Annotated in this window: 10 protein-coding genes; 5 read left to right on the top strand and 5 right to left on the bottom strand. The window is 37.2% G+C overall.

Translation table 11 applies throughout. The annotated features are described in order from the left end of the window. Positions 1-5 precede the first annotated feature (5 nt). The 3 genes from ND2E_RS16735 to prsR all read left to right on the top strand — a co-directional run bounded on the left by ND2E_RS16735 (position 6) and on the right by prsR (position 6679). Entirely contained in the window at positions 6-3080 is a 3075-nt protein-coding gene (locus tag ND2E_RS16735) for an efflux RND transporter permease subunit (protein WP_033092636.1), read from the top strand. 183 nt (positions 3081-3263) lie between these two features. Continuing rightward, the gene (gene prsK, locus ND2E_RS16740) at positions 3264-5297 is read left to right on the top strand and encodes an XrtA/PEP-CTERM system histidine kinase PrsK (protein ID WP_033092635.1); all 2034 of its coding nucleotides are present in this window, start codon (positions 3264-3266) and stop codon (positions 5295-5297) included. Between the two features lie 32 nt (positions 5298-5329). Next, positions 5330-6679 (top strand): PEP-CTERM-box response regulator transcription factor, encoded by a 1350-nt coding sequence (prsR, locus tag ND2E_RS16745; protein ID WP_033092634.1) that lies wholly within the window; start codon positions 5330-5332, stop codon positions 6677-6679. A gap of 163 nt (positions 6680-6842) precedes the next feature. Here prsR and ND2E_RS16750 read toward each other — a convergent pair whose 3' ends face one another. From ND2E_RS16750 to ND2E_RS16770, 5 genes are read right to left on the bottom strand one after another with little or no spacing between them, the layout of a single operon-like run. Further along, the gene (locus ND2E_RS16750) at positions 6843-7883 is read right to left on the bottom strand and encodes an XrtA/PEP-CTERM system-associated ATPase (protein WP_033092633.1); all 1041 of its coding nucleotides are present in this window, start codon (positions 7881-7883) and stop codon (positions 6843-6845) included. Position 7884: 1 nt separating this feature from the next. After that, complete coding sequence (locus ND2E_RS16755; protein WP_033092632.1) at positions 7885-9483, bottom strand: TIGR03016 family PEP-CTERM system-associated outer membrane protein; 1599 nt, start codon at positions 9481-9483, stop codon at positions 7885-7887. Beyond that, positions 9443-10327: an XrtA-associated tyrosine autokinase gene (locus ND2E_RS16760; protein ID WP_033092631.1), complete on the bottom strand. Its 885-nt coding sequence runs from the start codon at positions 10325-10327 to the stop codon at positions 9443-9445. Before ND2E_RS16760 ends, ND2E_RS16755 begins: the two co-directional genes overlap by 41 nt. Before the next feature lie 2 nt (positions 10328-10329). Next, positions 10330-11916 carry an XrtA system polysaccharide chain length determinant gene (locus tag ND2E_RS16765; protein ID WP_033092630.1) on the bottom strand — a complete coding sequence of 529 codons (1587 nt, stop codon included), beginning with the start codon at positions 11914-11916 and terminating at the stop codon, positions 10330-10332. 51 nt (positions 11917-11967) lie between these two features. Beyond that, positions 11968-12603 (bottom strand): XrtA/PEP-CTERM system exopolysaccharide export protein, encoded by a 636-nt coding sequence (locus ND2E_RS16770; protein ID WP_033092629.1) that lies wholly within the window; start codon positions 12601-12603, stop codon positions 11968-11970. A gap of 196 nt (positions 12604-12799) precedes the next feature. Here ND2E_RS16770 and ND2E_RS16775 point away from each other — a divergent pair, with 196 nt between their 5' ends. Both ND2E_RS16775 and ND2E_RS16780 read left to right on the top strand, forming a co-directional pair. After that, positions 12800-14203 (top strand): TIGR03013 family XrtA/PEP-CTERM system glycosyltransferase, encoded by a 1404-nt coding sequence (locus ND2E_RS16775; RefSeq protein ID WP_033092628.1) that lies wholly within the window; start codon positions 12800-12802, stop codon positions 14201-14203. A gap of 5 nt (positions 14204-14208) precedes the next feature. Further along, a complete protein-coding gene (locus ND2E_RS16780) occupies positions 14209-15069 on the top strand; it encodes an XrtA system polysaccharide deacetylase (RefSeq protein ID WP_033092760.1) in 861 nt (286 codons plus the stop codon). Positions 15070-15375: the final 306 nt, after the last annotated feature.

Below are 15375 nucleotides of genomic sequence, written 5' to 3'. Positions count from 1 at the left end.
AACTAATGAAACTCCCTCGATTAGCGATAGACAATGCACAGTTTACTTTAACGATATTTTTGTTGTTGGTTTTAGTCGGTGTGGTGTCTTATTTACATATGCCTCGCTCAGAAGACCCTCAGTTTGACTTACCGGTCACCTTAATTGAAGTGGTTTATCCGGGCGCTTCACCCAGTGATATTGAAACCTTAGTTGTTGATCCACTTGAACAAGAAATATCTGATATTGAAAATATTAAGAAAATTGAAGCAAAAATTCATAATGGCGCGGTTAGAATTACCATCGATTTTCTTTACGGTACAGATGGTGAAACTGCGTTTAATAAAGTAAAGCAGGCAGTATCAACCGTAAGACCAAGGTTACCCGCAGGCGTCGCTGAATTACTGGTTTTAAAAGCAACCCCAAGCAGCGTTGCTATTATGCAGTTGGCTTTGTGGTCTGAGCCTACTAACTATAAAACAATGGAATTGCATGCCAAGTTATTGGAAAAACGGCTTGAAACGATAGCCAGTGTCCGTAAGGCAAGTATTTGGGGATATCCACGGCAAATTGTTGCGATAGATATCAAGCTACCGTTATTAAAACACTATGGTCTAGCACTTACTGACATTACTCAAGTACTGCAAGGTCGAGCATTAAATATCACCCCTGGTTTTGTAGATGCCAGCACACGGCGTTTTAATGTTAAAGCCAGTGGAAACTTCACGCAGTTAGTAGAGATTGAAAATACTGTTATTAGTAACAGCAACATGGCCAGTGCGAACGGTGTGTTAACCGTTAAAGATATTGCAACGATTAGCTTTACTGATGCCGAGCCGAGCTATTTAGCTTATTTTGATGATACTCCTGCGATATTTATCACAATAGAGCAGCGCGAAAAAACTAATATATTTGTATTAACTGATCAAATAAATCAAGAAATTGAGGAATTTGAACAGAGTTTACCCAGTGGGGTTAAATTGGCTAAGCTATTTCAACAAGCCGATAGTGTCAATGTACGTGTTAATGGTTTTTTTGATAATTTAACGCAGGGTTTAGTCATAGTTGGGTTGATGGCTTTGTTGTTTTTAGGCATTAGAGAAGCTTTAGTGGTGATCCTTGCTATTCCTATTTCATTCTTAATGGCGATTGGTTGGCTTGATTTTAGTGGTTATGGTTTGCAGCAAATGTCGATCGTGGGTTTAATTATTGCGCTAGGTTTATTAGTTGATAACGCCATTGTGGTCACTGAGAGTGTTCATCGAGAAAGTAAGCTTGGTACCGATATAAAGGAAGCTGCGGCATCAGGCACCAGTAAAGTTGCCTGGGCTATTGCCAGTGGTACTATCACCACGATGTTAGCCTTCTTGCCCATGCTGATGATTCAGAGCAGCACTGGTGACTTTATTCGCTCAATGCCAGTTACTGTGGTGTTAGTCTTATTTGCCTCATTATTAGTCGCATTGACATTAACGCCACTTTTAGCCAGTAAATTACTGGTTGTTATCGAGAAAGGTGCTAAACCTGAAAAGGTTAAATTTAATACCTTACAACATTACGCTAATAAGTTTGCTGAACAGACTTATAGCAATACTTTAACGGTTTTAATGCGTTATAAAGCTGGTGTTATTGTCGTGAGTTTACTGATGTTGGTGGCAATGTTTTCATTGTTTGGGCAAGTTGGCGTAAGTTTATTTCCCAAAGCCGAAAAGCCGATGTTATTAATTAATGTAACTACGCCAGCTAATTCATCTTTAGCGTATACCGACGAGGTACTCCAGCAAGTACGACGGCATGTTAAGCAGTATGAGTTGGTTGATAAAGTGGCGTTAAATATTGGTAATTCCAATCCACGTATTTATTATAATGAAGTGCCAAAACGCGGCATGATTCGTTTAGGGCAAGCGTTACTGGTATTAAAAGATTACCAAGCGGATGAAGTCACCTCGTTAGTAAAACGTTTACGTGATGATTTTAAAAGTTGGCAACAGGCGGAAATTACCGTTAAAGAGTTTACTCAAGGACCGGTAACTGATCAGGTTATTGCCATTAGGTTATTGAGTGAGTCGCTAACTGATTTAGAGCAAGTGGCTAATGATCTGTCAGCAAAAATGCGAGAATTATCAGGTGTTGTCAATATCGACAATCCTATCGGCATGGCAAATACTGAGTTAGCACTGACCATTGACTACCAGCAAGCGGCATTAAGTGGAGTGAGTGTTGAGCGGTTAGACAAAACCATTAGTACTCTGTTGTCTGGAACGACTATTGGTCAATTTAATGATATTAATGGCGAAGATTACCCGATTTTGATTCTCCAAAAGCACCCTAATATTGAGAGTTTGTCTGCGATTGAAATTAGCAATAATCGCGGTGTGTCAATTCCGCTAGAGCAGCTTGCTACCATGGAGCTTCAAAAGGGGGGCAGTGACTTTTTTCATTATCAGAAGTTACGCATGGCTAAAGTATCTGCTGATGTTGAAACGGGGTTCTCTGTTGGTGAAATTACCGAGCAATTGGTAAGTTATCTTGAGCAGTATGATTTACCCGCAGGCATGCATTTTACCTTAGGTGGTGAAGAAGAATCTCGACAGAAGGCTTTTGCTGGCCTTACGCAAGTGATGCTGATTACGGCGATGGGGATCTTTGCCGTATTGGTGTTGCAGTTTAAATCTATTTTACAGCCAATGATTATTTTTAGTTCCATACCCTTTGCTATGGCAGGCTCAATTATAGGGTTGTATTTAACGGGATTATCATTTTCTATGATGGCCTTTGTTGGCTTGATCAGTTTGTTTGGTATTGTGGTAAATAATGCCATTATTTTGATTGATAGTACCAATGTTAATTTGCGCTTAGGCTTTGACAAGCGTTCGGCGATACTGCGCGCGAGTACCGTACGGTTTACCCCTATATTGTTAACCACGCTAACGACCATTGGTGGATTAATTCCATTGACGTTATACGGCGGTAGTTTATGGCAGCCTCTTGGTGTGGTACTTATTTCTGGTTTATGCATCTCTGCGCTTTCAAGTTTCTTATTGGTACCAATTTTAACAGAACTCTTTACGGGGAAAACAACAGGAAAAAAACCTGATTAAGTGGTTTTATGGTCAAAGCAGGCCAATAAAACCAAGACATCATGATGAATTACTATATAATAATTTTAATTATCACTAAGCGATTAATCACTTTTAAGTTTGCCGACGGATATACAGTGTCTGCTTTGTAGGGACAAAATGGAGTGACTAGTTTATGTGGCAACTATAGTAGGGTTGAGATAAATGGAAGTAATTGGCACCTCAGGTTATTTTTTAGCATCCTGTGCTTATGCAGTATTTATATTATTACTTTTAGCTGCACGTAATAAAACCCTAGCGGGGAGTTTAGTCTTACTCGCTGCCTTTTTAGTTTTTTCTTCCTCTCTCGCTGCTGCATTACAGCCTAAAAAAGAATTTTCATTGCTTATAGTTATGGCGATAGAGACTTTTAAGCTAGCAGTTTGGTCAATTCTGATTATTTGCACACAAGCAAATATTACAACGGTGAAAGAACTTATTTCACACCCCAAAGTTAAAAAGTACTTACAAATATTTAGTAGTTTATCCGTGTTGTGTTGGGGAGCTGCTTTATTATTGCCTGATAGCGTGAAGTTCCTATTCTCATTATTTTTATTACTTAACCTTTGGTTACTAGTATTACTGGAACAGTTATACCGAAATGCTGATGTTAAAGTTAAATGGGCTATTTGGTCATTAATTATCGCCTTAGGCATGATGACTGTTTTTGATTTTGTGCTTTTTGCCCAAGCGGCTTTGGTTAACCAGTTAGACTTCTCTTACTGGTATGCACGTGGGTTTATTGCTGCTATAGGTATGCCATTAATATTAGTCAGTACTCGGCGAATTAAAGATTGGTCAGTCGATGTTTTTGTTTCGCGAGAAGTCGTTTTTTATAGCTCTATGTTGCTTATTTCTGGCTTATATTTACTTTTGTTGGCTATCGCTGGTTATGCTATTAATTATTTTGGCGGTGCTTGGGGCGATGTGATAAGCATCGCATTTATTATTTTAGGAGGCAGTGTTTTAGCCGCTTTATTAATAACTGAGAGCTTACGTAGAGAAGTTAAGGTTTTTATCACTAAACACTTCTTCGCTAATAAATATGATTATCGTGTTGAATGGCTCAAATCAATTGAACAACTCGAAATTGGTGAAAATAATGATTGCTATCACACTGCGACTCATATCATTTGTTCATCGTTAAATATTCATCAAGGTGCGTTAATCAAAAAGCTCACACCGAGTCAGTACCAACCTCTTTATCAGCAAAATTTTCAACTAGAGCAAAATGAACTCCATTTTTTAGTTGCGGTAGATCAGTTTTGCCAACAACATGGTTGGATCATTGATATCAGAGAATTAGCTATGGTTGAGGAAAGCTATCCTGGTCTAGTGTTAGATGCCAGAGCATGTCAGCAAAAAAATATTGATATAATTATCCCCATATTCATGAATAAATCTGTTTATGGCTTTTTCTTGTTAGCTCTCCCTGAAGAGCAAGGGCTATTGAACTGGGAAGATAGGGATTTACTTTTTTCCATTTCTAAACAACTTAGTAATTACTTATCACTGAACGAAGCCAATGAGAGTTTGGCTGAGTCTAAACAGTTTGATGCTTTTAATCGCATGTCCGCTTTTTTAGTTCATGATTTAAAAAATATTCAAGCGCAGCTGGCGTTAATCAATAGTAATGCTAAAAGACACCGTGACAATCCGGCATTTATTGATGATGTTTTTGACACTATAGATTCAGCAACGGCACGACTTGATAAAGTCTTAACACAGTTACGAAATAAGCAAGTGGTTGAGTCAACAAAAAAAAGTACAGATGTACAGGTGCTCATACAGCGGGTCGTTGAACAGCGCAATATACAACTACCGCATATTAGCGCACAATTAGCTATTGATAGCATGATTTCAATTGATGAAGAAACACTTTTCTCTGTATTAAATCACTTATTACAGAACGCGCAAGAAGCGACAAATGAAAGTGGCTGGGTTAAAATAAGTGCGGAAAAGATAAGCGACAATTTACATATAGCTATTGTTGATAATGGTTGTGGTATGTCGATGAACTTTATCAAAGACCGCTTGTTTAAACCTTTTGATACTACCAAAGGAAATGCGGGCATGGGTATTGGCGTATACGAAGCTAAGCAGTTTGTTGAAAGTATAGGTGGTACCATGCAAGTGACTAGCTTTGAAAATGAAGGTAGTATTTTTACACTGGTAATTCCTTGTGATAATAATGATTAGAGAAGAATAAAAAGAAAGGATATGGCTTTGTTATGGAAAAGTTATTAATTGTTGATGATGATTTAGGTATACAAAAACAACTTAAGTGGAGTTTAGCTGACTATGAAGTCGTGCTCGCTGATACTCGAGAGAGTGCTATTGCGGCTGTACGTCGTCACGAACCTAAAGTGGTCACATTAGACTTAGGCCTACCGCCTGATGCCGCTAATGCTAGTGAAGGTTTAGCGGCATTAAAAGAAATATTGGAAATTTCTCCTCATACTAAAGTCATTGTTATTACCGGTAACGATGACAGAACTCATGCGTTAAAAGCAATCGAAATGGGTGCTTATGACTTTTACCAAAAACCAGTCGATGCCGATGTTATCAACGTCATAGTGTCTCGTGCTTTTAGTTTAGCGACATTAGAAACAGATAACCGCAGCATGAAGTCTATTGTAGGCTGTGATACGGGTATTATAGGCAGTAGTGAAAGCATTGATAGGTTGCGCCTTATGGTGCAACGTATCGCCCCTACAGAGATTACTGCGTTACTCCTTGGTGAAAGCGGAACTGGCAAAGAAGTCACTGCTAAAGCTATTCATAAAGTGAGTGATCGTAGTGATGCACCTTTTATCGCAATTAACTGTGCCTCCATTCCTGAAAACTTGCTGGAAAGTGAGTTATTTGGCTTTGAAAAAGGTGCTTTTACAGGCGCACATAAGACTACTTTAGGTAAAATAGAGTGTGCACAAGGTGGCACCTTATTTTTAGATGAAATTGGTGATATGCCTTATCACTTACAAGCGAAATTATTACGATTTTTACAAGAAAAGGTCATAGAGCGCTTAGGTGGGAGAAAAGAGATACCTGTTGATGTCCGTGTCATCTGTGCAACAAACCAAAACCTAGAAGTGATGGTTTCAGAAAAATCCTTCCGTGAGGATCTTTTTTATCGTATTACTGAAATTACTTTAAATATACCACCCTTGCGTGATCGTGATGAAGACGTACTCATTTTAGCTAATTTCTTTTTACAGCAATATGCTGCTGAATATAAACGAAGTGCAAAATCATTTGCTGATGATGCTTTATATGGTTTACGAAACCATAAATGGCCTGGAAACATTAGAGAGTTACAAAATAAAGTGAAATCGTCTGTTATTATGAGCACCAGCACTCAAGTAACGGCTTTTGATTTGGGGTTTTTCGATAAAGAAAATGCTGAGTATGAACTGTCACTAAATTTACGTACTGTGCGGGAACAAGCAGAAACGATAGCTATTCAAAAAGCCTATGCACTTACCGATGGGAATATGTCAAAAACGTCGGAGTTATTAGGTATTACTAGACCGACGCTTTATTCTTTGATTGAAAAGTATAGGATTGGGATTAACGTTTAATACGATGGGTATCACTATAAAACTACTGGTAGTGATACCCGTCCCATTAAGCTTGTTATCTTGTGGTGCGAAGGAAAAATAAATCAAGGCGCTCGATTGAGAGCAACGCAGCCTTGGGCTATGTTAACCAGCACAAGTGGGCAATAATTTAATGAGATGGGTATTAATCACTCTCAGCAGTTTTACTTTGTAACTCAGCAAATTCACGATTTTTTTGCTTTAAAAGTTTATCAACATAGCGCGTCATTTTAACCTTCTGTTGAATTGAGCTTTCTAATATTTCTTCCACTTCACGTAGAACATTTTTAATATTTTCAACATGTTCTGTTGAGTTTATAACTAATGGTTGAGAGGTATTAATATCTTCAAGGGCATTGCTACTTAAAGACCCGGTAAGTTCAACAGACATTTCCTTGGCAACTTCATTGATGGCATTGCAGTCAATGTTAGTTAACTCTTCAAGAAAACCAAATAATAATAAACGATCAACAAAGATATTTATTTTTCTCGGCACGCCCAGTGTTTTTTCAAAGATAAGCTGAAATGCTTCATCTGAAAATAATGCTTCTTTATTACAATTAGCTTGCGCTAATCTATGATTAATATAGTTTTTAACTTCTTCAGCATTAAGTGGTTTTAAGTGAGCAGAGGCTATAATACGCTGTCTAAACTGCTCCATGTCGGGGGCAGAAATAATTGTTTTTAATTCTTCTTGGCCTAATAGAAAACTTTGAATAAGCGGTTTACTGTCTAGCTGGAAGTTTGACAGCATTCGCAGTTCTTCTACGGTTTCAACAGGGAGGTTTTGAGCTTCATCGACCAACAATAAAGCACGCTTACCTTGTTTATTTAAATTTATTAAGAACTTTTCAATACTTTGCAGGACATCTGCCTTGCTGCTACCCGTAACTGTTATTTTAAACTCAGCAGCAACGAGATCGAGTAACTCTTCAGGTGCTAACTTTGTCGTAACTAATTGCGCGGCAACAATATTTTCATCAGCAATATTTGCCAATAAGTTACGAGCTATTGTGGTTTTGCCTGTACCGATAGGCCCAGTAATAACTATAAAACCTTCACCTTGGTCTAAGCCATATTGCAAATATGATAAAGCACGTTGATGATGATTAGTTGCAAAGAAAAAACGGGGATCAGGACTTAATTGAAAAGGTCGTTCACTAAAACCATAATAACTTTCATACATGTTAGAAATCTTTTGTTAAATTAATGGAAACACGTGCTTCTGTGTAATTGTAGCGCTCTATATTGGATTGTCTATCAAGATATCGCAGCGTTAAAAAAGCATTAAGTGATGATGCGAGACTTCTATTGTATGTGGTGGATAGTGTTTTATAGATATCTTCTTGCCTAGCCCCTTCAGGATTGCTTTTATCAAAAACATTTTTGCTGTAGTTAGCATAGATAGAAAAATCACTTCTAGCACTCATTCGCCGTGTAATGGTAAAGCGACCATCGAAATAATTATCAATAATACCTGAACTTAAGCTTTCTCTCTCTCGGTTAGAAATATCAAAGGTAAAGGTAGTGCGTGCTAGGGCTAACGACGATGTCCAAGCTAAGCGCTTGTTCAAAGAAAACTCGTTATCCTCAACAGGTTCAAGCGAGTTTACAGGTACGCTTGTAAAGCCAGTAGTATCACTAGGTGTTTCACCTAACGGTAAACAATCATCAATACCGCTTGCAGTAACAGGACACCAAATATTATTATTTACTTGCTGAAAGTTATTACGATCAAAAACTTCAATGGTTTCGTGATAAGAAATGTTATTGGTTAGTCGCCGAGTTCGATGAGAAAAGTCTAACTCATAAGAGTCACCAAAAAAACGCTTAGAATATCCCGCCTTTAGTGATGTGCGTGAAGAGGGTTGCCAGTCTACATCAGCAGCAATATAGTCATCACTCGCTTGAGAATCGTCTCTAATATAGTTATATGATACATCAATAATTAAATGCTTAGCTGCTTGATAGCGAAAACCGGGTCCCCACGAAGGGATTGCATCAGGATTACTGCCAGCCGAGGTACCCGTTACTCTTTCATTATATATTCGAATAAAAGGATTAATTTTATAGGGGGTTATAGCACCAATTTTGGTTTCTAATTGATAATTTTCACTGGTAAATCCGTTATTTTCTCTATTAGAAAAAGAACCATCTATCTGCCAAAAAACATAACGAGCCGCATTGCCATTTACACTATTTATCAGCGCTGTGTGACCTTTGCTTTCCCCTATATTATCTTCCGTTTCAACTATGTTATAAATGAGGGAAGAGAATAGAGAATAATCACTGTTGGCGGTGTTAAATTGTAAACCGGCAGAATGGTTACGTTGTTGAAGAGTATCACCACTGACTAAGTCAGCTAAACTATTATCAGTTTCATTTTGACTGACGTTAGTAATTGATGAGCTGGCAATGACTTTTAACTTGTCTTGCCAAAGAGCATAGGAAGTATCAGCGTATAACGTTTGATAATCATCATTAAGTTCACTATCGTGGCTATAGGCTGCAAGGGTTTCAGTACCAGCAAATGAAAACAGCAATTTTCTTGAGTTATAAGTCGCATCAGCACCAATAATGAATTGACTCACTAAACTTGATTGTTTATTTAGTCGATCTAATTCAACATTATTGGTGAATGTTTCGGTAAGTCCTAAACTAGGATTAAATTGCCATTCACCTGCAAAAGAGCTGACCGAAATAAATAAACTCATGATGGCAAAAAAATGCAACTTAAGTTGAGGTTTACTGATTTTTTCTGCCATAGCCATATCCATAATAGCCATAAACATCCTTTTTAGATCTAATGGTCTTATTCATTACCAAGCCTAAAGCAATTTCACTATTTAGCTGACTTACCGCTGTTTTAACATCATCTGTTTTAGTTTTTGACTCTTCGACAACAACAAGTGCCTGGCCAACAAGATCAGATAACAGCGGTGTTTCTGTTACACCAATAATTGGTGGGCAATCAAAAATAACAATTCTGTCTGGGTAGCGCTCAGCTAGTTCTTTAGCTAAGCTCTCCATACGTTCACTAGCCAGTAACTCATTGGTCAAATGATGGGGTTTACCAGCGGGAACCAACTTTAAATTATCAATATTAGTACTGTAAATAATATCGGATAGTGATGGTACTTCCGCAAGTAGGTATTCAAGTAAGCCTTTTTTACTCTCAAACTCTAACTCCCTATGTAAACTAGGTCGCAATACATCCGCATCTATTAAGAGTACAGTTTTATTTTGTTCAAGGGCGATACTTAAAGCCAAGTTAATAGCAACATAAGTCTTTCCTTCATTAGAATGAGAACTGGTTACCATAATTAAGTTACTGTTATGCAGTGTCTTAGAGGCTAAACCAAAAGCATTGTTCAGTAATTTTCGCTTGAGATGACGAAATTCTTCTTGAATATGATGAGCACTATCAGGGCTGTAAATAAAACCACGCTCATTTAACCTGTCACCATTTAATATAATTTTATCTTTATTAATATTTACTTTTTTATGCGCAGAAGTACTACTTATATCCTGAATATTATTATCAGCTTTAGCTTGATATTCTGTTGGATTCTCGAGTTTTTCATGCTGAGCTAATTTTTGTTTAGCTAAAGCTTTTTCAATGGTACTCATGCCTAAAAGATCCTTTTTAATGGTGCTTGAATAATGTTAGGAAACAAAAAATAACTAATAAATAACAGTAATAAGCAGAGTAATAGCAGGTTAGAACCTATAAAAATTAATGTTTTTTTCTGATGCCATTTATGTAAGCCTAAATTTTCATTGGCAGAGATAACACCAAAAATGGGGACGCCAGTAATTTTAGTTAACTGAGCGGTAGAGGTTGCAACTGGTGTTAATTGACTCATTAATAATGACATACCAATGCCTACAGCAAAGGCAAAAAGAGTGACTCCACCAAATAAAACATAACGCTTTGGCCCTGATGGTTTAGTTGCTTTACGTGGTGGGTCAATGACACGAAATTGAATTTTATCAGTCGTTTCGTCAGCTTGTTGAGCTAGCTGCGCTGTTTCTTTACGTGATAATAGCTCTTCATATTTAGTTTTAGTGATGTCATACCCACGGTTTAATGCAATCAACTCAGCCTCTATTTCAGGTAAAGTATGCACTCTATTTTCAAGTTCGATAATACGTTGACGGTAATTCTCAGCTCTAACATTGAGTGAGGCAATCAAGTTTTCTAGTTGATTAACTTGAATTTGTACTTCTTGAATAACAGGATTTGCGCTTAAACGTTTTAAACTGCCTGTGTTCTGATCATTTTGTGCAAGGTATTTTTCAATCTCATTACTACGTAACTTGTTTAGATGATCTAAATTTCGACTAACTTCAATCACGTCTGGGTGTTTGTCAGTATAGCGCAGTTTTAAACCGTCCAGCTGAACTTCTAATTCATTTATACGATCATCATAAGTGGTTCGTATTGAACTTTCACTCTGGATTTTATTATCGCTGTTTGAGTCAGTAATGATTGATTGAGCAAGTTGTTTTTTAGCAGAGTCGAGTCGAGTTTTGTTCTCTAATAGCTCTAGTTCAATTGCTTTTAATTTCTCTTTATTGCCGTTGAGTTTTACATAATAACCACCTGATTGATCTGGCAAAATGCCACTATATTTTTGCTTGAAACTTGTCAATCTGGCTTCACTATTTGAAAGGCGGTTTTCATAATCTTTGATTTGAGCATTTAAGAATTTTTGTGCGCTATCTGAGTCACTTCGAGTTTCGCCCAAAGTATTTTCAATGAAAACCGTTAATGCCGAGCGAACAATGTTTTTTGCCATTTCGGGGTCTTTGTCTTCAATACTTAAGGTATAAATGTTTTCTCGACCAACCCCTGATATTTTTATGTTATCTTTTAAGTTTTTAATTATTGCTTCATATTGAGTATTATTGCTAGCCTGAACATCTAAGTCTGTCATTCGAGAGATACGTTCTAAATTAGGACGGCTTAACAAGGTTTTTACCATAAGACGAATTTGTGTATTCGGATTGGTTTCAACGGTTAATCCTTTCAGTAAGGGGCGTAATAAAGATTGAGTATCAACATAAACTCTTGCTTCGGATTGATACACATTGGGCATAGAAGCAACGAAATACCAACCAATAGGGCAAATAAGCCAAGTTGCTATAATTATATAACGACGTTTTAACCAGATTCCTTTGAGATAATCAATCATCTCTTCAAATATATCTTGCATTACTACCCTTTAATTTTGCGCTAAATTTTGATGTATTAAGTCTATGGAAAGTTAGAACCAAGCTTCAGGAATTATAATAATATCGCCCGGTAACATATCAACATTAGCACTGATTTCTCCATCTTTAAGCAACTGGTCTATCATTACTTGGTACTGTTTTTGTTTGCCACTTTCAATACGTATTAATACCGCATTGTTACCATCAGCAAACTCAGTTAAACCACCAACTTGAATCATAACATCGAGTAAGGTCATATGCTGAGTATAATTAATTGCTCTAGGTTGTGCGGCCTCACCAATAACACGAACTTGTTCACTAAAAGGTCCAACAAAATTTTCAACTGTGACCGTTACAATGGGATCACGCAGATACGTTGCTAATATTTCTTCGATGGAACGGGCTAATTCAGTAGGTGTTTTACCAGAGACTTTGATATCTTCTACTAATGACGTGGTAATCATGCCATCTGGACGCACGACAAATGAGCCTGAAACTTCAGGATTGCGCCAAACAAAAATATTAAGTACATCACCAGAGCCAATTAAATATTTATAGCTGTTTATATTTTCTGTATTAGAAGGATGCAAAGTTGCACTAGGTAACGTATTGTGTGAGCTACAGCCTGAAAGAAAAGTTACTAGTAAAAGCAACCCAACTTTTATTGTGCTGGCAAAGCGATTATCCATAATTTACACCTTTTTGAATACTATTTGATTTGAATACTATTTGTGATTGTATGGTATTTTATTGTCTTTTAGCAATAATAATTAACATGTGTAAATTAACCGTTAACTTTAATGTATTTTTTGTTAGAATGGGAGCTGTTTTGTCAATAGAAACTTGTTATTTAGCATTTCTTAATTAAAGGGAACCTAGTCGGCTATGTCTAGTTCGAAATTTCGTGATTTATCAACAGGTACTAAATCTTTAATTATTATAGAGCAAATTTTATTTGTTGCTGCTTTATTGTTGGCTGTTCATTTGAACGGAGAATATCAAATTGTTGATTTTATCGTGGTGTCTGATAGTTATTTAATTTTCTATGCAGTCATCTTTGCGTTGCTTAATCAATTAAGTGCTTTAGCGCTGGGATTATACAACTCAAAACTACGAGAGAGTTTTCGAGGGATTTTTCGACGCATGTTGATGTGCGTATCAGTGGGCTTTTGTGCAACAACCATTATTAACCCTCTTTATGGGCCATATCATTTACCAATAGAACTATTAGCGATAGCTTCTTCACTCAGTGTTTTTCTTGTCAGTACTTCTCGTTATTTTACTTTTAAAATAGACTTCTTTGGTTTTGGTAAACGTAATATTTTGGTTTTAGGCTCTGGCCAACGAGCTTCAATAATCGAAAGGCGTATGAGACGTGATGTCGATAGGCAAGATTTTTCCGTGCATGGCTTTGTTATTATGAAAGGTGACTCTCCTGATGGGATCCAGCGCGAAACAAAAATAAATCTATCTGAATCATTAGTTGAGTACACTTTAGCGCACGATATTGATGAGATAGTTGTCGCTAATGACGAGCGTAGAAATAACTTACCAGTAGATGAGTTATTTGCTTGCAAAATCCGCGGTATTGAAATAATAGATATATTGGATTTCATTGAGCGGGAAACTGGGCAAATCGCCGTTAACCTTATTTACCCTAGCTGGGTAATTTATTCAAATGGCTTTGCTTCTAATAATTACTTACGAAATACCTTAGATTGGATCTTTAACGCAGGAATGGCATTGGTTTTATTATTGCTTACTTGGCCCGTGATGCTTATTACTATGTTATGCATGAAAATCACAGAAGGTTTTAATGCGCCAGTTTTTTATAAGCAAGAGCGAGTGGGGTTAGACGGTGAACCGTTTAATATTATTAAATTTCGTAGTATGCATTTAGATGCAGAAAAGCACGGCGCCCAAATGGCCAGTGAAAATGATAACCGTATTACAAAAGTTGGCCAGTTTTTACGGAAATATCGAATTGATGAACTACCACAAATTTGGAATGTATTGCATGGCAATATGGGCTTTGTTGGACCAAGACCCGAACGCCCTCAATTTGTGCAAAGCCTAATTAAAAACGTCCCTTATTATAACGAACGTCATAATGTTAAACCGGGTTTAACGGGTTGGGCGCAATTAAAATATCCTTACGGCGCCACAGAGGCTGATTCTTTAGAAAAACTGAAATATGATTTGTATTATATTAAGCACCGTAGCTTTCTTTTAGACATATTAATCTTAATTCGCACGGTTGAGATTGTGTTGTTTGGTAAAGGACGTTAATGATAATGCAAACCGTAAATAAAATGACTACATTTCCGAGTAGGCAGGCGCTAACGGTAGATGTTGAAGATTATTTTCATGTCTCAGCCTTTGAAAAAGCGATTGATAAAGCAGATTGGAACAACCTCGAACTACGTGTTGAGGCGAATACTTATCGATTATTAGAACTGTTTGAACAAAAGCAGGCTAAATGCACCTTTTTTACTTTAGGTTGGGTAGCAGAGCGTTGTCCGAATTTAATTAAAGCAATCGTTGATCAAGGACATGAATTAGCAAGCCATGGTTTTGCCCATCAGCGAGCAACTGAAATGACCCCTGAGCAATTTCTAGCAGATGTGAGAAAAAGTAAGCAAGTACTTGAAGATACCTCTGGGCAAGCCATTATTGGTTATCGCGCACCAAGCTTTTCTATTAATGATAATAATACTTGGGTATATAAGACGCTAGCTGAACTGGGTTTTGAGTATAGTTCAAGCACCTATCCCATTGAGCATGACTTATACGGTGTACCTAACTGGCCACGTTTTAAATATCAACGAGATGAAGGCATCATTGAAATACCGGTACCGACAGTTCGAAAAAGTGAACGTAATACAGGTATTGGTGGCGGTGGCTATTTTCGCCTTTACCCTTATTGGCTGTCAAAAAGACGTATTGATAATTACTTAAATACAGAACAGCAGCCTTACAGTTTCTATTTTCATCCATGGGAAATCGATCCAGAACAGCCTAGAGTTGCAGGTGCCTCGATAAAGTCTAGACTTCGTCATTATTTAAACTTATCTCGTATGGAGGGTAAGGTTGTACGATTGTTAGAAGATTACCAATGGGACACGATGAAAAGTGTTTACTTGAATAAAAAGTAAACATGAAACGGATATACCCGTTCGATTTGAAGATGCATGATTCAGCTGGAATTAAAAACGCTTTTAGGCAAAGCATTGATTGAAAAGAATAGTTATTCTATTGTCGAAATCAATAACGCAGCATAAAGCGTTTCTAAACAAGCCCTTTAGGGAAGGCTGAGCAAATCATACTCTGCGTTACATTTTTTATTAATGGAATGACCCTTAATAAAAAATGCGCCTTGATTATGGCTCGCTCAGATTTCCTGAAACGAGCATCTTCAAGGGGAGCGGGCATATAGTGTGATTGTGGTGAGCTCACCTTTA

This window comes from Colwellia psychrerythraea, from assembly GCF_000764225.1.
GTDB lineage: Bacteria > Pseudomonadota > Gammaproteobacteria > Enterobacterales > Alteromonadaceae > Colwellia > Colwellia psychrerythraea_D.
This window is presented reverse-complemented; position numbering and strand designations above follow the sequence as displayed.